Source organism: Streptomyces sp. NPDC029041, from assembly GCF_040637515.1.
GTDB lineage: Bacteria > Actinomycetota > Actinomycetes > Streptomycetales > Streptomycetaceae > Streptomyces.
The window spans coordinates 334257-352746 of the sequence record NZ_JBEZWO010000009.1; the positions used below are offsets into that span (position 1 = coordinate 334257).

The 18490-nt window shown below is 73.1% G+C and carries 15 protein-coding genes; 9 read left to right on the forward strand and 6 right to left on the reverse strand.

Annotated elements, in window-relative coordinates:
- Nucleotides 1-34: 34 nt before the first annotated feature.
- The gene (lnt, locus tag AB0F04_RS25315) at nucleotides 35-1651 is read right to left on the reverse strand and encodes an apolipoprotein N-acyltransferase (protein WP_362044810.1); all 1617 of its coding nucleotides are present in this window, start codon (nucleotides 1649-1651) and stop codon (nucleotides 35-37) included.
- 216 nt (nucleotides 1652-1867) lie between these two features.
- Between lnt and AB0F04_RS25320 the strand changes: the two genes are divergently transcribed.
- Nucleotides 1868-2941, forward strand: a complete 1074-nt coding sequence (locus AB0F04_RS25320) for an O-antigen ligase family protein (RefSeq protein WP_362044812.1) — start codon at nucleotides 1868-1870, stop codon at nucleotides 2939-2941.
- Between the two features lie 78 nt (nucleotides 2942-3019).
- On the opposite strand, the gene AB0F04_RS25325 is transcribed toward AB0F04_RS25320, so the two are convergent.
- A complete protein-coding gene (locus tag AB0F04_RS25325) occupies nucleotides 3020-3574 on the reverse strand; it encodes a hypothetical protein (RefSeq protein ID WP_362044814.1) in 555 nt (184 codons plus the stop codon).
- Between the two features lie 116 nt (nucleotides 3575-3690).
- Nucleotides 3691-4476, reverse strand: a complete 786-nt coding sequence (locus AB0F04_RS25330; protein WP_362044816.1) for an aspartate/glutamate racemase family protein — start codon at nucleotides 4474-4476, stop codon at nucleotides 3691-3693.
- 57 nt (nucleotides 4477-4533) lie between these two features.
- On the opposite strand from AB0F04_RS25330, the gene AB0F04_RS25335 reads away from it, so the two are divergent.
- Nucleotides 4534-5706, forward strand: coding sequence for a glycosyltransferase (locus tag AB0F04_RS25335; protein WP_362044818.1), 1173 nt, complete (start codon nucleotides 4534-4536; stop codon nucleotides 5704-5706).
- 15 nt (nucleotides 5707-5721) lie between these two features.
- Here the strand turns inward: AB0F04_RS25335 and AB0F04_RS25340 are convergent, their stop codons facing one another.
- Nucleotides 5722-7002: a TerD family protein gene (locus AB0F04_RS25340; RefSeq protein WP_362044820.1), complete on the reverse strand. Its 1281-nt coding sequence runs from the start codon at nucleotides 7000-7002 to the stop codon at nucleotides 5722-5724.
- 297 nt (nucleotides 7003-7299) lie between these two features.
- On the opposite strand from AB0F04_RS25340, the gene AB0F04_RS25345 reads away from it, so the two are divergent.
- The 4 genes from AB0F04_RS25345 to AB0F04_RS25360 all read left to right on the forward strand — a co-directional run bounded on the left by AB0F04_RS25345 (nucleotide 7300) and on the right by AB0F04_RS25360 (nucleotide 12042).
- The gene (locus AB0F04_RS25345) at nucleotides 7300-7734 is read left to right on the forward strand and encodes a DUF6643 family protein (protein ID WP_053668596.1); all 435 of its coding nucleotides are present in this window, start codon (nucleotides 7300-7302) and stop codon (nucleotides 7732-7734) included.
- A 43-nt stretch (nucleotides 7735-7777) separates the two neighbouring features.
- Nucleotides 7778-8605, forward strand: coding sequence for an MOSC N-terminal beta barrel domain-containing protein (locus AB0F04_RS25350; RefSeq protein WP_362044822.1), 828 nt, complete (start codon nucleotides 7778-7780; stop codon nucleotides 8603-8605).
- Between the two features lie 164 nt (nucleotides 8606-8769).
- Nucleotides 8770-9375: a hypothetical protein gene (locus AB0F04_RS25355; RefSeq protein ID WP_362044824.1), complete on the forward strand. Its 606-nt coding sequence runs from the start codon at nucleotides 8770-8772 to the stop codon at nucleotides 9373-9375.
- A 228-nt stretch (nucleotides 9376-9603) separates the two neighbouring features.
- Nucleotides 9604-12042 carry a right-handed parallel beta-helix repeat-containing protein gene (locus tag AB0F04_RS25360; protein ID WP_362044826.1) on the forward strand — a complete coding sequence of 813 codons (2439 nt, stop codon included), beginning with the start codon at nucleotides 9604-9606 and terminating at the stop codon, nucleotides 12040-12042.
- An 8-nt stretch (nucleotides 12043-12050) separates the two neighbouring features.
- Here AB0F04_RS25360 and AB0F04_RS25365 read toward each other — a convergent pair whose 3' ends face one another.
- Nucleotides 12051-14459, reverse strand: a complete 2409-nt coding sequence (locus AB0F04_RS25365) for a hypothetical protein (RefSeq protein ID WP_362044828.1) — start codon at nucleotides 14457-14459, stop codon at nucleotides 12051-12053.
- 292 nt (nucleotides 14460-14751) lie between these two features.
- Here AB0F04_RS25365 and AB0F04_RS25370 point away from each other — a divergent pair, with 292 nt between their 5' ends.
- Complete coding sequence (locus AB0F04_RS25370; protein WP_362044830.1) at nucleotides 14752-15582, forward strand: DeoR/GlpR family DNA-binding transcription regulator; 831 nt, start codon at nucleotides 14752-14754, stop codon at nucleotides 15580-15582.
- A gap of 86 nt (nucleotides 15583-15668) precedes the next feature.
- Here AB0F04_RS25370 and AB0F04_RS25375 read toward each other — a convergent pair whose 3' ends face one another.
- Complete coding sequence (locus tag AB0F04_RS25375) at nucleotides 15669-16793, reverse strand: PLP-dependent cysteine synthase family protein (RefSeq protein ID WP_362044832.1); 1125 nt, start codon at nucleotides 16791-16793, stop codon at nucleotides 15669-15671.
- A 495-nt stretch (nucleotides 16794-17288) separates the two neighbouring features.
- On the opposite strand from AB0F04_RS25375, the gene AB0F04_RS25380 reads away from it, so the two are divergent.
- Nucleotides 17289-17612: a hypothetical protein gene (locus AB0F04_RS25380; RefSeq protein WP_351630499.1), complete on the forward strand. Its 324-nt coding sequence runs from the start codon at nucleotides 17289-17291 to the stop codon at nucleotides 17610-17612.
- A 183-nt stretch (nucleotides 17613-17795) separates the two neighbouring features.
- A complete protein-coding gene (locus AB0F04_RS25385; RefSeq protein ID WP_362044834.1) occupies nucleotides 17796-18338 on the forward strand; it encodes an ATP-binding protein in 543 nt (180 codons plus the stop codon).
- Nucleotides 18339-18490 lie beyond the last annotated feature (152 nt).

Genomic DNA, 18490 nt, shown 5'->3' on the forward strand with positions numbered 1-18490 from the left:
GGCGTGATTCCAGCGGCGTGTGACGGGCGTACGGTTACGCGTCACCGGCGCGTCGCCCGCGCAGCCCGGCGCCGACGGCCCAGCCGAGGCCGCCGGCCGCGATGAGGACGAGGGCGATCTCCGGCAGGATCCCGAGCTGTGTGGCGGGGGTCTGCGAGGAGCGCAGCGGCACCTTCTGCACCAGGAAATCGGCCACGAACATGCCGGTCTTCTGCGTGATCCTGCCGTCCGGCATGATGATCGCACTGACGCCGCTGGTCACGGGTACCGTCACGGTCCGGCTGTGTTCGACCGCGCGCACCCGGGACATGGCGAGCTGCTGGTAGGTCATCTCGCTGCGGTCGAAGGTGGCGTTGTTGCTGGGCACGGAGATCATCTGGGCGCCGTCGGTGACCTCGGAGCGCACGGTCCAGTCGAAGGCGGCCTCGTAGCAGGTGACGAGGCCGACCTTGGCGCCGTCCATGGTGAACACGCCCGGCTCGGTACCCCGGCTGAAGTCCTGGCGCTGCATCGAGGTCCAGTTGCTGTTGATGGCCCCGATCAGCGAGCGGAACGGCAGGTACTCGCCGAACGGCTGGATCTGGCGCTTGTCGTAGGTGTCGACGGGGCCCTTGGCCGGGTCCCACAGGATCTGCTCGTTGTACAGCTTGCCGTCCCGCTCGACGACACCGCCCACCGAGACGGGCACGCCGACGGACTTCGCGGCGGCGTCGATGACGGCGCGGGCGTCGGGGTTGGCGAAGGGATCGATGTCGGAGGAGTTCTCCGGCCAGAGGACGAAGTCGGGTCGTGCGACCTTGCCCGCCTTGACCTCGGCGGCAAGGCGTTCCGTCTCGCGCGCGTGGTAGTCGAGTACGGCCCGGCGCTGGGAGTTGAAGTCGAGGCCGGCGCGGGGCACGTTGCCCTGGATCACCGCGACGGTGGCGGTGCCGTCCTCGGCCTTGTCGCTGACCAGGGTTCGGGCGGCGAACGCCCCCAGGACCGGGACGCCCATGCTCAGCACGGCGACGGCCGCCGCCACGTACCGCACGACCCCGGTGGCACGCCGCTCCAGGCCGAGACGCACGACCTCGTACAGTCCGAAGCCGCACAGGACCACGGCGAAGCCGAGTACCGGGGTGCCGCCCACCGCGGCGAGCGGCAGGAACACGCCGTCGGCCTGACCGAACGCGATCTTCCCCCAGGGGAAGCCGTGGAAGGGCACACGCGCGCGTGCGGCCTCACCGGCGATCCATACGGCCGCCGCCCACACGGGCCAGCCGGGGAGCTTGGACACGGCCGCGACTCCGGCGCCGACCGCGGCGATGAAGAGGGCCTCGATCGCCACCAGGGCGAGCCAGGGACCGGGGCCCACCTCCACACCGGTCCACACCAGCAGCGGCAGCAGGAAGCCGAGGCCGAAGAGGTAGCCGAGTCCGAGTGCCGCCTTCCAGCTTCGGCCGCGCAGCACCCAGCCGAAGCCGGCGAACGCCGGCAGCGCCAGCCACCACAGCGTGCGGGGCGGGAAGGAGACGTAGAGGAGGAGGCCGGAGAGCGCGGCTGCGGCGGCCGGAGCGAGACGGACGAGCCGCCGGGCCCACGTCCGCGCCCCGGGCGCGATCCGCGGCTCCAGCTGGTCCGACTGGCCGACGGAGGTTGCGGTGACGGTCACTCCCGGAGTGTAAGACGCCTGACCTGGGAGCCGACACCGCGGTATGCACCGCGGACTGTCTGTTCATTTCGTCACGACACATCCTCAAACCGTCCACCAGCCGTTACGGTGTGCCCAGCCTCAGTCGTGCGGCCCGTGGCGGCTCGTGACGGCGGGGGTCTTCACGAGTCGGGGGCGACGGTGCGCCGGGGGGCGGGCGGGGTGGGTTCCAGCGGGATGACGTCCGTGTCCGGACCGGACGCGGACGGCGAGAGACGAATCGTTTCGGACACGGCCGGTGTCGTGGTGCTAGGCGCCTGCGCCACCTGGTCCCTGGTCACGGCGGCCGTGCACGACGGCAGGCCCGAAGGGGTTCTCCTGGCGGTGCTGGCCGTGGCCGCCGGGTACGCCGCCGGACGGATCAGCGGGGCACTGCTGCCCGTCGGCGCGCCCTTCGCCGGGGCACTGGCCGGTATCGCGCTGACGGTGGCCGTCCCCCACCTCGCGCCGGGCCCGCAGATCACCGCGCCCCTGGGGCATGCGGGAGCCACCGCCGCCGTACTGACCCTGTCGGCCGGTGCCGCGTGCTGCGCGGCCTGGGCCACGCCGGTACGGTCCGCCCGGTTCGCCCTGCGTCTGCTGGCCACCGGGACCGCGGTGCTGGCGGCCGTGCTCGGTTCCACCAGCGGCTTCGCGGCCTGTCTCGCGGTCCTGCTGTCCTCGCTGGCCGCCGGCCGCCTCCGTCGCCGCGGCGCCGCTACGGCGGCACTGGCCGCCGTCGCCGTCCTGGTCACCGCTCTGGTCTGGGCGGTTGCCGCGCGAGCCGTACCGGGCGGCTTCGCCGCGGCTCTGGAGGGGCGGCTCACCCAGCACCGCGTGCGGTTGTGGCAGGACGCATGGCACCTGCTGGGCGAGGACACCCTGCTGGGGGCCGGACCGGGCCGCTTCGGGGAGCTGAGCACGACGTCCGCCCAGTCCCTGCTGTCCGACGACAAGCCCCACTCGGCGCCCCTGCAGCAGGCGGCGGAACAGGGGATCGTCGGCGTGGCCCTGCTCGTGGCCGTGTTCGGCTGGGTCCTGTACGCCCTGTGGCGCGGTCCGCGCCCGACCCCGGTGGCGCTCACCGCGGGCGCCGCCCTGACGGCACTCGCCGCGATCTCCGCGGTCGGCAACGCGCTGAGCTTCACGGCGGTGACCGTAGGAGCGGGCCTGCTGGCGGGCATGGCCACGGCACGCCCCCTCGCCGACGAGTCGTCGAGCCGTACGGCGCGGGGCCAAACGCGTGGAGCGGGTCGGGCCCCTGCGTGGTGACCGGCGGACAGCCGGCGTACGGGGCCGTGGACGGCACCGTACGGTGGTCACAGCCGGTGACGGATGCCGTCCCGCGGTTCAGTGGGCGGGAGCGCCCGGCTTGGTGGGCCGCAGCCGGGCCTCGATCACCCGCACGGCGGCCTCCGCGTCGTCCACGGTGATCGTGAAGGTGTGCCCGTCCCACAGTTCGAGCTCGACGCCCTCGCCGCGTCGTACGACCACCGCGGTGCCCTTCTCGGGCCGCCACCGGTAGCCCCAGCCGCCCCAGTGGCGGGGGGTGACGTGGGAGATGTACGTGGCGCCGGCCACGCTGGAGAGCGGGATACGGCGGCGGGGCACGCCGATGTGGCCGCAGCGCACCTCGAGGTGCTCCTCGTCGACCCGCAGGGCGACGTGCACGAAGGCGAGCGTTCCGAAGAGAACCAGCAGCCCGGCGGCGATGCACCCGACGACGGCCATGACCAGTGGGGCGATGCCGGACGTCCACGCCGAGTCGACGGCCAGCGCGATGCCGAGTGCCATGCAGGCGGCGCCCACGAGCGCCAGCAGCCACTGCACCCGGTTCGTGGCACGGCCGGTCCAGACGTCGGTGTGCGGGTGGGGGGCGTTCTCGCCGTGGCGGTGGTCCCTCATGCTTCGAGGGTACTCAGATTTCGCTCCGCAGGTACTTCGTGGCGGAGCGTGACGGCACCGGGCGGGCGTCACAGCGCTCCGGGTCACCGGTGACCGCCGATGACCGGTTTCTCCGGTCAGCGGGCGGGCGTGACCGCCTGCAGCAGACGCCCTTCGGCGTACGCCAGGGCGGGCGCGGGCAGCGCGCCCTCGCGTCCGCTGAGCAGCACGGTGAGCGTGCCGTGCGGGGTGGCTCCCGGAGCGGGCTGCCGGCCCAGGCGGCGCAGAGCCTGGGCGGCCACGGCTCCGGCGGAGCCGTGCAGCACGAGAGGCGGGCGGCCGGGGCGCTGGACGGCGGCCCTGATGCGCTCGGCGACCAGTTCGTAGTGGGTGCAGCCGAGGACGACGGTGGTCACCTCGTCCGGGGTGAGGGCGGCGGCTGCGGCCACGGCCGCGTCGATCGCCGCCTCGTCCGCGTGTTCCACGGCCTCGGCGAGGCCCCAGCAGGGCACCTCGGTGACGGGCACGCCACCGGCGAATTCGCTGATCAGGTTCTGCTGGTAGGGGCTGCCCGTGGTGGCCGGGGTGGCCCAGATGGCGAGGTGGCCGCCGCCGGCCGCGGCCGGTTTGATCGCGGGGACGGTGCCGATGACCGGAAGCTCCGGTTCGAAGCGGGCGCGCAGGGCGGTCAGCGCGTGCACGGTCGCGGAGTTGCAGCCGACGATCAGGGCCTCCGGGCGGCGCGCCGCGGCGGCTTCGGCGACGGCCAGGGCGCGCTCGGTCAGGTCCTCGACGGTGCGCGGGCCCCATGGCATGCCGTCGGGGTCGAGGGAGAGCACGAGATCGGCGTCGGGGCGCAGCCGTCGCACCGCGGCCGTGGCCGCCAGCAGACCGATTCCGGAATCCATGAGCGCGATCTTCACCCGATCACGATAGACGATGAGCCGTCCGGGGCAGCGGGGGTGGGGCAGACTGCGCCCGTGAGCGCCGTTGTGTGGACTGCCGCTGGATCACTCCTCGCCTGGTTGTGGCTGCTGCTGTGTCAGGGCTTCTTCTGGCGCACCGATGTGCGACTGCCGTCGCGCACGGAGCCGGAGGTGTGGCCGTCGGTATGTGTCGTCGTCCCCGCCCGCGACGAGGTGGCCGTGCTGCCCGTCGCACTGCCGTCGCTGCTCCTTCAGGAGTATCCGGGACGGGCAGAGGTCTTCCTCGTCGACGACGGCAGCTCGGACGGCACCGGTGATCTGGCGCGTGAGCTGGCCCGCCGGCACGGCGGGCTGCCTCTGACGGTGGGGTCGCCGGGTGAGCCTCCGGCGGGCTGGACCGGCAAGCTGTGGGCGGTGCGCCACGGCATCGGTCTGGCAAGCGCGCGTGGTCCCGAGTACCTCCTCCTGACGGACGCCGACATCGCGCACGCCCCGGACAGTCTGCGGGAGCTGGTGGCGGCGGCCCGTTGCGGTGGATACGACGTCGTCTCCCAGATGGCCCGGCTGCGGGTGGACAGTGTGTGGGAGCGGTTCGTGGTGCCGGCGTTCGTCTACTTCTTCGCGCAGCTCTACCCCTTCCGCCGGATCGCCGCGGCGGGCCGGACGGCGGCCGCGGCCGGGGGCTGCGTCCTGCTGCGGGCCGATACCGCGGAGCGGGCACGGATCCCGGACGCGATCCGGCACGCGGTGATCGACGACGTGGCGCTCGCACGTGCCGTCAAGCGCGGCGGTGGCCGCGTCTGGCTCGGGCTGGCCGAGCGGGTGGACAGCGTGCGGCCCTATCCGCGTCTGCACGACCTGTGGCGCATGGTGTCGCGCAGCGCGTACGCCCAGCTGCGGCACAATCCCCTGCTGCTCGCCGGGACGGTCGCCGGGCTGGCGCTGGTGTATCTGGTGCCACCCGTGGCGGTCCTGACCGGCCTCGCCGCCGGCAGCACGTCCGCTGCGGTCGTCGGCGGTGCCGCCTGGCTCGTCATGGCGGGGACGTACGTCCCGATGCTCCGCTACTACCGGCAGCCGCTGTGGCTCGCTCCGCTGCTGCCGTTCACGGCGTTCCTCTATCTCCTCATGACCGTCGACTCGGCGGTGCAGCACTACCGGGGACGGGGCGCGGCCTGGAAGGGCCGCACCTACGCGCGCCCGGACGCCCTGCCCGACGAGGGCTGACGGCCGCCGGAGGAGTCATTTCCGGCCAGGGGTCCAGTTCATGCCCCAGCCATAGGCGTGGTCGACGGTCCGCTGCGGACTGACCCCCCGTTCGGGCACCAGGTAGCGCGCCTCGCGCTGGACGACCAGGTCGCCTCCGGTGTTGGTGATCAGGGCGAGCGCGCACACGAGCGAGGGAACCGTGCACTCGTCGAGGGAGAACTCGATCGGAGCGCCGTGCTGCGGCCGGAGCGTCACCGAGGCGTGCAGATCGGCGAAGGAACGGGCGCCTTCGTAGATGGTGACGAAGACGAGAATGCGCCGGAAAGCGCTCTTGTGGTCGAGGTTGACGGTGAGGTTCTCGCCGCTCGACACGGCGCCGGTGCGGTCGTCCCCGTCGAGGTGGATGTACGGCGGCCGGTGCAGCGCTCCGAAGCTGTTGCCGAGGGCCTGGACGACGCCCTTGCTGCCGTCGGTGAGTTCGTACAGCGCGCACAGGTCGAGATCGAGGTCGGAGTGCGTCGCGGTCGGGCGCCCGAACTTGCCGCTCCAGCCGGAGAACTGTTTGCGCACCTGCCAGTTGAGGTTGACGTGCAGCGCTCCGGAGGTGCCGCCCTGTTTGGTGAGGGAGACGGACGGGGCCGCCTTGGTGAGCGTCACCTTGGTGAGGGGGACGGGCGTGGGCGGCGCGGCGGGCGGGGGCGGAGCGACGGCGGGCTGGGGCATGGGCGCGGGCGGGTACGCGGCGGAGGGCGTGGTGGTGGGAGGCGCCGGGGCGGGGACCGGTGCCGTCTGCTGAGGTTCGTCCACCGTGATGCCGTAGTCCGTGGCCAGCCCTTCGAGGCCGCTGCTGTAGCCCTGGCCCACGGCGCGGAACTTCCAGGCGCCCTGGCGACGGTAGAACTCGCCCAGGACGTAAGCGGTTTCGGTCGTGGCGCCCGGGTTGTCGAAGCGGGCCACCGGGGCGCCCTGGGCGGCATCCTGGACTTCGATGTAGAGGCCGGGGACCTGTCCGAACGTGCCGCCGTCGGCCGAGGCGGCGAGGACGACGGTCTCGATGGCGGGTTCCACGCGCGCGAGGTCGAGGAGGAGCGTGTCGGTCACCCGGCCGTCGGAGGTGCGTTTGCCCTCGTGCCTGATCGCGCCGGAGGAGTGCGCGGGCTGGTTGTAGAAGACGAAGTCCGCGTCGGAGCGGACCTTCCCGCTCACCAGCAGCAGAGCGGAGGCGTCGACGTCGGGCACGCCCGCTCCTGCCCGCCATCCCAATTGCACCCGCAACGCGGCTGTCGGCACCTGAGTATTTGAACCTTTCAGCATTTGCATGTCCGCCCCCATTGCGTGTCGCCGCACCAGGACCGTCCCGGCCGTCCTTCGCGTTTCGTGCGCACAACCTAATTGCTCGCCACGGCGAAGTCCCCTGCCCGACCCCACGAGGACCGGCGCCCGACCGTCGGTAACCCGCCCGGAACTCGGCCTTTACACGATCAAGGCCTCGTTCGCTGCCCCTTTTTGGCGAGTTCGCTCGCATTGGGGATCCCGGGTCACCGCGGACACGGAAAACAACCCTCTTATCGGTCTCCCCAACGAGCACATCGTTGGCTTAACTTATGTGCCATGACCTCCCCCCGCTCCACCTATGGCGGCGGCTACTACTCCGCCTCCTTCCCGGACACCCCGATCTACGACAGGCTCGTCGCCGAGCGGGGTACCCCGCAGATCGCCCCGATCCGGGTCCCCGCCCAGTACGACATGCCGATGCCGGGCGGCAACCTGCCCGCCCTCCCGTCGGCGCTGCCCGCTCTTCCGGCAGCCCCCTCCCAGCCCGCCTACGGCTATCCGCAGGCGCAGCAGCCCGCCCCGCTGCAGCAGGCGCCCGCCGCGTACATCCCGCAGCAGGCCACCGCTCCGCGTGGCTACCCCGGCCCCCAGCCGCAGCAGCCGCGTCCGGCGGCCCCGGCGGGCTACGAGGCGATGCGCCCCGCGGCTCCCCGGCCGGCTCCGGCTCCCTACCAGGACCCGTACAACAGTCAGCAGTACCGCGGGTACTGAGCCGGACCTCGGGACTGTCGGCACCGACTGGCACGATGGCCCCATGGGGAACGCTCACCTGCACTCGATTCACGTCCATCCGGTCAAGGCGGTCCGGGGCCTGGCGCCCCGGCAGGCGGACGTGGAGCCCTGGGGGCTGGCCGGGGACCGGCGCTGGGTGCTGATCGACGACGGGGGAAAGGTCGTCACACAACGCCAGCAGCCACGGCTCGCGCTCGCCGCCGCCGAGCTGCTGCCCGGCGGCGGCCTCCGCCTGTCCGCGCCGGGTATGCCGCCGCTGACCGTGCCGGTACCCCGGCCCTCGGTCACCGTGCCGGTGGAGATCTTCCGCGACAAGGTCGAGGCGGTCCCGGCCGAGGACGAGGCCGTACACGCCTGGTGCAGTTCCCACCTCGGCATCGGGGCGCGCCTTGTGCACCTGGACGATCCGGCCACGCGCAGGCCCATCGACCCGGAGTACGCGCGGCCCGGTGAGACCGTCTCCTTCGCCGACGGCTTCCCGTTGCTGCTCACCACGACCGCCTCGCTCGACGCCCTCAACTCCCTGATCGCGCAGGGTGAGTACGCGGACGAGGGCCCGCTGCCCATGAACCGCTTCCGGCCGAACGTGGTCGTGACGGGAACCCCGGCGTGGGCCGAGGACGGCTGGTCGCGCCTGGCCATCGGGGACGTGCCCTTCCGCGTGGCCAAGCCCTGCGGCCGATGTGTGGTGACCACCACGGACCAGGACACCGCCGAGCGCGGCCGCGAGCCACTGTTCAGCCTGGGACGGCACCGCCGGCTCGACGGCAAGCTGGTCTTCGGCCAGAACCTCGTGCCGCTGTCCCGCGGCACGATCCGGGTCGGGGATCCGCTCACGGTTCTCGAGTAGCTCTTCGAGCGGAGCGGGAACCGTGCCGCGGGCACGGGCGTTCGGGCTTGTGTGAGAGTTTCGTGAGAGGCCCTGCGGAGAGGTGATTTCGCTCTCTCTTCGCCGGGTCCGTACGTGGACTGCTCCGCCGGGGAGTATCACGGAGCAGGAAGGGGGTGCGGGCGGTGCGAGCGATCAGCGGACTCTGGCGCTGGCGGCGCAATCCACTCTGCCGCGCGACCGACCTGGCCGAGGCCTGGGTGGCGCTGGCCGCCCTGCTGCTGATCCTGCTGGTCTCGCCGGTGGCCGGCTCACTCGTCGGGGGGTCGGCTCAGGACGCGCTGCAGCGCTCGGTGCGGGCCCAGCACGAGGCGCGGCATCCGGTGACCGCCACAGTGGTCCGCAAGCTGGACCGCTCCCCGCTGGACTCCGACCCCGAGACCTCGTCGGGCCGTGATCTGCGCAACCGCGTCCTCGCCGACTGGACCGCGCCGGACGGCACCGCGCACCAGGGCCCCGCCCTGGCGAGCCTCAAGGACCCGCAGCAGGGCGACACGTTCCGGATATGGACCGACCGGCACGGCCGGATGGTGCCCCGCCCGCTCGACTCCGCGACCGCCTCGACGCACGCGGTCCTCGCCGGCTTCGGCGCGGCCCTGGCGACGGGCGGTCTTATCGAGGGCGGCAGACGGCTGATCGTCTGGCGCATGGCCCGCCGCCGGTACGCCCGTTGGGACCAGGCATGGGACCGGGCGGGCCCGGACTGGGGCAGGACGGGCACCGGCAGCTGACGGCCTTGCGGCTCTGGTCAACCCACCACCCGCGCGCACGCTACGGTGGTCCGGCCGAACCGTTCGGCACAACCCGCGCGCGAGCGAGCCTCAGGGACGCGCCGGTGTCGACGCCGCGTGCGCGCCCAGGCCCCGAGGGCCGGGCCCGGTCGCGGTCGCGACCCCGGCCGGAACGCCCCGAGGGCGGACGAGCCATCAGTACGACCGAGGTGGGGGCACGGCTACACCATGGCACAGGGCACGGTCCAGGTGACGCACACCGGCACGTCGCGGTGGCGGCGCCGCACGGGTGAGTACGCATCGCTCGCCGCCGCCCTGGAGGCCGCGGCCGACGGAGACGTCCTCACCGTCGCGCCCGGCACCTACCGGGAGAACCTCGTCCTGCAGCGCGCCGTGACCCTGCGCGGTCCCGAGGGCTCCCCCGGCTCGGTGCGGATCGTGCCCGTGGACGGCGTGCCCCTGACCGTACGTGCCTCGGCGGTGGTGCAGGACCTGCACGTGGAGGGCCAGGACGCGGCCGCCCCCGCCGTGCTAGTGGAGGAGGGCACCCCGGAGCTGCGGGACGTGCGGGTCGTGACGCGGTCCGCGGCCGGGATCGAGGTGCGTGGCAGCGCCCGGCCCACGGTGCGGCGCTGCGCGGTCGACAACCCGGCGGGCATCGGCATCGCCGTGGTCGACGGCGCGGGCGGGGTGTTCGAGGAGTGCGAGGTCGTCGCGGCCGGCCAGGCGGGGGTGGCGGTGCGCGGCGGCGCCCACCCACGCCTGGAGCGCTGCCGGGTGCACCACACCTCGGGCTCGGGCCTGTCGGCGACCGGGGAGAACTCGGCGCTGGAGGCCGTGGGCTGCGAGGTGTACGAAGTCCGGGGCAGCGGTGTGCAGATCACCGGCCGGGCCACCGCGCACCTCACCGACTGCGATGTGCACCGCACGACGTCCGACGGGGTCACACTCGACACCGACGCGGTGCTGACCCTCGCCGACTGCCGTATCCACGACATCCCGGAGAACGCGGTCGACCTGCGTTCCCGTTCCGTTCTCACACTGACCCGCACCACGGTGCGGCAGTTCGGGCGCAACGGCCTGTCGGTGTGGGACCCGGGCACCCGCGTGGACGCCAACCAGTGCGAGATCTTCGACAGTACGGGCGACTACCCGGCGGTGTGGGTCAGCGACGGCGCCACCGCCGTACTGGACTCCTGCCGGGTGCACGACGTGCCCGACGCCCTGTTCGTCCTCGACCGCGGTTCACGTGCGGACGTCGTCGACACCGACCTGTCGCAGGTGCGCAACACGGCCGTGTCGGTGAGCGACGGCGCGACCGCGCAGCTCGACGACTGCAGGATCAGGGAGGCGGCGACGGGCGCCTGGTTCCGCGACCACGGCAGCGGCGGCACACTCAACGGCTGCACGGTCGACGGCACCCAGACCGGCGTCATCGTCACCAAGGGCGCCGACCCGACCGTGGAGCGCTGCACGATCGACTCTCCCGCGGAGGCCGGTGTCTACGTCTCGGCCGGCGGCCGGGGGAGCTTCCTCAACTGCCGGGTGACGGGCAGCGGCGGTTACGGCTTCCACGTCATCGACGGCAGCCGTACGACGCTGCGGAAGTGCCGCACGGAGCGGTGCGCGCGCGGGGGTTACGAGTTCGCGGACAGCGGGGCCGACGGGGCCTCCGGCGCGGCGGGCCCTCTCGTCGAGGACTGCACGAGCGACGAGAGCGCGGGGCTGCGGCCGCCCGCGGCGCGGGAGACGGCCGTGCAGACGGTGAGCCACTCCCCCGGCCTGCTGGGCGGGGTCCCGGGGCCGCGCACCGAGACGGAGCCCCCGGCCCCGGTCACCGAGCCCGAGCAGCCGGCCCGGACCTCCAAGGACGTCCTCGGCGAACTGGACGCGCTGGTGGGCCTGGAGAGCGTCAAGCGGGAGGTGCGGGCACTGACCGACATGATCGAGGTCGGCCGGCGCCGTCAGCAGGCCGGTCTGAAAGCGGCCTCGGTCAAGCGGCATCTGGTCTTCACCGGTTCCCCCGGCACCGGCAAGACGACGGTCGCCCGGCTCTACGGCGAGATCCTCGCCTCCCTCGGCGTGCTGGAGAAGGGCCACCTGGTGGAGGTGTCCCGGGTCGACCTGGTCGGCGAGCACATCGGCTCGACGGCGATCCGCACCCAGGAGGCCTTCGAGAAGGCGCGCGGCGGCGTGCTGTTCATCGACGAGGCGTACGCGCTGTCCCCCGAGGACGCGGGCCGTGACTTCGGCAAGGAGGCCATCGACACGCTGGTGAAGCTGATGGAGGACCACCGGGACGCGGTCGTGGTGATCGTCGCGGGCTACACGGCCGAGATGGAGCGCTTCCTGTCGGTCAACCCGGGCGTGGCGTCCCGCTTCTCACGGACCATCACCTTCAGCGACTACGGCCCCGAGGACCTGCTGCGGATCGTGGAGCAGCAGGCCGAGGAGCACGAGTACCGGCTCGCGCCGGGCGCCGCGGAGGCCCTGTGCAAGTACTTCACGGTGCTCCCCAAGGGCCCGGCGTTCGGCAACGGCCGTACCGCACGGCAGACGTTCGAGGCGATGGTCGAGCGGCATGCGAGCCGGGTCGCCCAGCTCCCGGAGCCGAACAAGGACGACCTGACGCTGCTGTTCGCCGAGGATCTGCCCGAGCTGCTCTGAGGATCCGCCTAGGCCGCGGGCGGCTCGGGCCGGTGGCGTGGCGACGGCACCTCCGGATGCTCCGAGCGGTCCCCCGCAGGCTGCGCGGGCGCTCCCGGGAGCTCTGAAGGCGCCTCGGGGCGCAGCCGGGCGAGCAGGGCGCGGCGTTCCTCGGCGAACACCGGGTCCGCCTGGTAGTCGGAGTGGCCGAGAATCGGTGCCGGCAACGGCAGCAGGTCGGTGCGGCCGTAGGCGAGGGGATCCATCAGGGGGGCGTGGTCGACCTGGGGGCCGCGCTCGCCGGGCAGGCGCATCGGGCCGCCGATGGGGTCGGTGTGCCGGTAGAGGTTGCGCCAGCAGTCGACGTCCCGGTGCAGGGAGCTGAGTGCGGCGGGCCCGAAGTGGGCCGGGAACCAGCGGCCGTAGAGGCGTTCCAGCGGGGAGCCGTAGGTCAGGAGCGCGACGCGTTTGCGGGCGGACGGGGCCAGTTGCCAGGCCGCGGCGGCGGCGAGGACGCTGCCCTGCGAGTGCCCGGAGATAACCAGCCGCCCGCCGGTGGCGCGGGTCCAGGTCGCCATCCGCCAGGTCAGATCGGGCACCGCGCGCTCGGCGTAGCAGGGCGGGGCGAAGGGGTGGGAGGCGCGTGGCCAGAAGGTGCCGACGTCCCACAGGATGCCGATCGTGCGGCGGGCCGCGGCGTCCTTGTAGGCGCGCCGGCCCCAGGTGACGAAGAGTACGAAGCCGAGGCCGATCAGCCAGGAGCCGAGGGCCTGGGAGGTCTCGGCGGCGCCGTGGACGACGGGGTAGGCGCCCTGCGCGGCCTCGCCCGGGGTCTCGTCGGTGGCCAGGGCGCCCACGAGGGCTCCGGCCCCGAGCAGCAGGGTGATGCCGGAGGTGACGGCGACGACGCGGGGTCCCCGGTCGGTGAGCGAGGCCATCGCACGGGTGTAGGCGATACGGCGGGTGCGGGCCCGGTCCTGGTGCTCGTCCGGGTAGTCGAGTGCCACGGCGGTGCGCTCGGCTCGGGCGAGCCGCCAGGCGCGCTGGGCCAGCCAGCCGAAGAGCCCCAGCAGGATGACGAGCAGCGGCGGGATCACGGACGCCTGCCAGGTCAGCAGTACCGGCGGACCCTCGATCGACGCCCTGGTGCCGTCCAGCCAGTCGGACACCCGCTGGGAGACGCCGCCGGACATCACGCCGCCGAGCGCGCAGGCCAGCAACGCGACCGCCGGCCCGCCCAGGCCCCGAAGCACCGCCCGGCGGTCGGGGTCGGTGCGGTGCAGGGCGAAGGCGACGATTCCGAGGCCGATCACGAGCAGGCCCTGGACCAGGGCGATCCCGCCGAAGGCCGTGTCACCCGGCAGCCTGCCCTCCGACGTCCACCCCGGGCGCTCCCACCCGGCGTACACCACGGTCAGGGCGAGCAGCACGAGCGCGGCGAGCGGCAGGCGCCGCACGAAGCCCTCGTCGAGTTTCCGGTCCAGCCGTCTCTCGCTGCGGCCGCGGCGGCACACCACCCACACCACGGCGACCGCACACAGGGCGAGGGACGCTTCCAGGAGCAGCCCCAGGGTGCCGAGCACGGCGGGGCCACCGGGGCTGCGGTCGTGGCGGGCGGCGGCGCTGCCGACGGCGGCGGCGACCGTGATCAGGCCGGCGGCGGTGTGCGCGGCGCGCAGCCGGGCCACCAGCCGGCGCCCGTACCAGAACCCGGGGCGGCCGAGAGCCGTCGGGCCGCCGTCCGCTTCCGGCTCGGGGGCGCGCTCGAGGGGCTGCTGGGACTCGTAGTCGCTCCAGGTGCGCCGGGACAGGTACCACAGCAGCACGGTCAGGGCGGTGGGAGCGGCGGCGGCCAGGGCGAGACGGCGGCCGGGGGCGCTCCACCAGCCGCCGTCCGAGACGGTGGGTGAGAGGAAGCCCAGCCAGGAGTGGCGGTCGGCGCACGCGGCGGTGCCCGCGCACTGCCAGGCCACGAGGTCGAGGGCGACCTCGCAGGCAGCCGCGACGAGCAGCACCGTCAGGGTGAGCGCCGCGAGCCGCACCAGCAGGCCGTACAGCCGCACGGTCCGGCGGCGGCCGTGGGCGGTGGGGCGCATCCAGTGGGCCAGGTTGACGACCATGAACGGCAGCAGCAACAGCCACAGGGCGCGGGTGCCGTTGCCGGAGGTGAGGTTGCACCAGACGTAGGCCTCTGGCACCGGCCCGTCGCTGCGGCGCTCGCCCGGGCTGTGCTCGGCGTGGACGTCGTCGGCGCGCCGGAAGACGGCGGCGGTGTGGTCGCCGGTGATCCGCACCGTCCGCGGATCGTTGAGCATCTCCTGCGGCGTGGTGCCGCCCACGCCGTGGACCAGCAGTTCCAAAGCGGGTCCGCTCTCGCCGCGTCGCGTGGCGGGACCGTCCGGTCCGCCGGTCGACGCCTGTTCCTGCGCGCGTTCCACTGATTCGCACATCCCCCGTGACACGCCGTCGGCTCTGTCCGTGCCGGCACAAGGATCTCGCCTTCCGCGGCGCGGCACACCCCCTGTCACGGAATCTCACCGATCTGTGATGGAGCGGAGCGAGGAGACGACCGGGCGGGTGGCGCGGGCGCGCGAGCGGTCGGTGGCCCTGTCCACCCCTCGACATGCGAGGATGGGGCGTCCTCGCATCACGGCCAGGAAGAATGTCCTGGTAAGAGCCGGTATGTGCGGGGCGTGTCGACGGCATTGAGGCGAAAGGACCGGAGCGTACGTGAGCGAGAATCAGAACCTCCTCGCGGAGCAGCGGCGATCCCTGATCCTCGACGAGGTCCGCCGCAGAGGCGGCGTCCGGGTCAACGAGCTGACCCGCAAGCTGGGCGTGTCGGACATGACGGTCCGCCGTGACCTCGACGCGCTCGCCCGCCAGGGCGTGCTGGAGAAGGTCCATGGCGGCGCAGTCCCGGTGGTCGAGGCGAGTACGCACGAACCGGGCTTCGAGGCCAAGTCCGGCCTGGAGCTCAGCGCCAAGGAGGACATCGCACGCGCCGCGGCCAAGCTGGTCGCGCCGGGCGCGGCGATCGCCCTGTCGGGTGGTACGACGACATTCGCGCTGGCGCACCAGCTGCAGGACGTACCGGACCTCACGGTGGTCACCAACTCGGTGCGGGTCGCGGATGTGTTCCACGCGGCGCAGCGCACCTCGGGTCCGCGGCAGGGCGCGGCCACGGTCGTGCTGACGGGCGGGGTGCGCACGCCCTCCGACTCGCTGGTGGGGCCGGTCGCCGACCAGGCGATCGCGGCGCTCCACTTCGACCTGCTGTTCCTCGGGGTGCACGGCATATCGGTCGAGGCCGGGCTGTCGACGCCGAACCTCGCGGAGGCCGAGACGAACCGGCGGCTCGTTCAGTCGGCCCGCCGCGTGGTCGTGGTCGCGGACCACACCAAGTGGGGCAAGGTGGGCCTGAGTTCGTTCGCCGCGCTGGAACGGGTCGACACGCTCGTCACGGACGCCGGCCTGCCGGAAGAGGCGCGCGGGGTGGTCGCGGAGCATCTGCGGCGGCTGGTGGTGGCCGGGGAGCCCGAGGACTCCGAGGACATCTGACGGCTCTTCAGCCAGGGTGGCGCAGTGCGCGTCACCCGCTGCCCCCGGCCGGAAGGCCCGGCGGCCGCCCGGCCGGGGGCCAGGGCTCAGTCGGGCCAGACGCCCGTCTCCAGGAGTGAGTCGATGGCGGCCGTGTACGGCTGGATGTCCAGCCCCTGGGCGGCCAGCCAGGCGTCCGAGTAGTACTTGTCGAGGTAGCGGTCCCCCGGGTCGCACAGCAGGGTCACGACGCTGCCCTGCCGGCCGGCGGACACCATCTCGGCGACGATCTTCAGCGCGCTCCACAGCCCGGTGCCGGTCGAGCCGCCGGCCTTGCGGCCGATGGCGCGCTCCAGGGCCCGGACGGCGGCGACACTGGCCGCGTCGGGCACCTTCATCATCCGGTCGATCGCGCCGGGCACGAAGCTCGGTTCCATCCGGGGCCGGCCGATGCCCTCGATACGGGAGCCGCAGTCACAGGTGACGTCCGGATCGCCTGTGGTCCAGCCCTCGAAGAAGCACGAGTTCTCCGGGTCGGCCACGCAGACGCGGGTGTCGTACTGCATGTAATGGACGTAGCGCGCGAGGGTCGCGGACGTGCCGCCGGTGCCCGCCGTGGCGACGATCCACGCCGGCTCGGGAAACCGTTCCAGGCGCAGCTGACGGAAGATGGACTCGGCGATGTTGTTGTTCCCGCGCCAGTCCGTGGCCCGTTCGGCGTAGGTGAACTGGTCCATGTAGTGGCCGCCGGTCTCGGCCGCGAGGCGGGCGGACTCGGCGTACATCGTGCGAGGGTCGTCCACGAAGTGACAGCGGCCGGAGTGGAACTCGATGAGGCGGATCTTCTCGGCGCTCGTCGTGCGCGGCATGACGGCGATGAAGGGCACGCCGATCAGCTTGGCGAAGTACGCCTCGGAGACGGCCGTCGAACCGCTGGAGGCCTCGATGACGGGCCGGTCCGGCCGGATCCAGCCGTTGCAGAGGCCGTAGAGGAAGAGGGAACGGGCGAGACGGTGCTTGAGGCTGCCGGTGGGGTGGGTCGACTCGTCCTTCAGGTACAGGTCGATGCCCCACCACTCCGGCAGGGGGAACTGGAGCAGATGGGTGTCGGCCGAGCGGTTGGCGTCGGCCTGGACTCTGCGGACGGCTTCTTTGAGCCACGTCCGGTAGGCGGCGTCGCTGTGGTCGACGTCGAGGGTCACGCCGGTCCGGGGTTGCTGAAAAGTGCTCACGGGGGCTCCTAACGCTGCGCGCCGACGACGCGTCGCGCGGCCGACACCCCCGATCATAAGCATCGGGCGCACGCTTCTCACCTGCATAAACGCACCTTTGAGCCCCCCAAAGCGCCCCCAGGAGCAGAGCCGGGGCAAGGGGGCGCGTGGTCCCGGAGGCGCATCCGCGAGCGTGCTGCGGGCGCCCCCCGGCGAGGGGGCCGCGGGCACTGGTGCTCGGCGCCGGGCGGGGGCAGACTGCACGGCGGGACCAAGGCCCCGGACGGGGTGACCGCAGGGATACGAAGCGCCTCCCACGGCGGCCTTCCGGGCACCGCGCCCGGGAGGAACGGCGTGCGGACCGCAGTGCCGGGCCGGGGCCTTGACCGGGCACGACGCACCGACCGGAGGGGGGCCCTCCTGCGGACGGGGCACACTGGAACAGGACACGAGCCCGTACCGGGCCTCGCGCGGAGCGAACCGGTACACCGACGCGCACCAGGGGGGGCGGGTGGCATGGGAGAGCCGGAGTTCAGGGCTACGGGCGTGCGGATCGGGAAGCGGCTGCGCTCGCTCACCCGGGCCGGACAGGTCCGGATCAACGACGGCCGGCTCGAGCTCCTGACCAGCTACGGCAGTGAGATCGACAGCGCCCCGGTGCAGGCCGTGCGCGCCTCCAAGCCCTGGTTCGGCCCCGACGACCGGGCCACGGCGGATCTCAACGGCAAGCGGTACCTGCTCACCCTGGGCGAGAACGACCCCGCACCGGGAGAGCCGGGCCCGCCGGCCGCGCGGCGCTTCATCGAGGCCGTGCGCAGGGCAGCGGGGCGTGGCGACTGAGATGCCCGCGAGTTGCGGTATCTCACCCCCTGCGCCACTCTGGTCTCACGTCACTCTGGGTTTACCGGCGATAACGCTGCGAACCAGCCCGCCGGACACGACAGCAGGCGGCAGTGTCACGCAGGCGCCCTGCTGGATCCGAATCCCGTGTTCTTCCGGACCTCACGTCGGGGAGTCGCAGCCGTGATCAGCTACCCAAGCAGGCACTGCACGGTGGAGCTCCAAGCCCTGCCGTCGCGGATCGGCCAGGTCCGCAGAATCGTATCTGCGCAATTGCGCTACTGGCATCTGGATCCCCTGATCGACCGGGCCTCGCTCGGCGTGACGGAGCTGTTGTCCAACGTCCACCGGCATGCCCAGCCCGACAAGACGTGCACCGTGGAGATAGAGCTGCTGCTCGACCGGCTCATGGTCTCGGTGCGCGACGGCGATCCCCGCATGCCCGTGGTGGAGGACCCTCACGACATCGCACCAATGGCGACCTGCGGACGCGGTCTCGCCATGGTCGCCGCCATGAGCGAGAGCTGGGGCGTCCGGCCGGACGGCGAGTCGGGCAAGGTCGTGTGGTTCACCCTGCCGACGTCCGCCCCGGTGATGACGGCGCCGTCGCTCCGCACCCGGCGCACGGTCCAGGAGAAGCCCGCGCGCAGGTTCGCCGAGGTCGGGGCTCCCCCCGACGGGCTCCGGCCCGACCATGCTCCCGCCCGGTCCGCCGTTGCCGGCTGACCGGGCGGTGACCACCCTCCCCCTCGCGCCCCGGGGGCGTGCGCCGTCGCGCGCGTTCCCGCTGCGCGCGCCACCGTCACCGTGACGCGACGGCACGCCCCAGGCCCGGGCGTGCCGCGCGCCGAGCCGGTCACGGCGGAGGCGCGGGACCG

What these genes read in the sequence shown, in the direction of transcription:
- AB0F04_RS25320 (WP_362044812.1), top strand. Translation starts at nt 1,868, where the DNA reads ATGACGTCCGTGTCCGGACCGGACGCGGACGGCGAGAGACGAATCGTT.
- AB0F04_RS25325 (WP_362044814.1), bottom strand. Translation starts at nt 3,574, where the DNA reads ATGAGGGACCACCGCCACGGCGAGAACGCCCCCCACCCGCACACCGAC.
- AB0F04_RS25340 (WP_362044820.1), bottom strand. Translation starts at nt 7,002, where the DNA reads ATGCTGAAAGGTTCAAATACTCAGGTGCCGACAGCCGCGTTGCGGGTG.
- AB0F04_RS25345 (WP_053668596.1), top strand. Translation starts at nt 7,300, where the DNA reads ATGACCTCCCCCCGCTCCACCTATGGCGGCGGCTACTACTCCGCCTCC.
- AB0F04_RS25350 (WP_362044822.1), top strand. Translation starts at nt 7,778, where the DNA reads ATGGGGAACGCTCACCTGCACTCGATTCACGTCCATCCGGTCAAGGCG.
- AB0F04_RS25360 (WP_362044826.1), top strand. Translation starts at nt 9,604, where the DNA reads ATGGCACAGGGCACGGTCCAGGTGACGCACACCGGCACGTCGCGGTGG.
- AB0F04_RS25380 (WP_351630499.1), top strand. Translation starts at nt 17,289, where the DNA reads ATGGGAGAGCCGGAGTTCAGGGCTACGGGCGTGCGGATCGGGAAGCGG.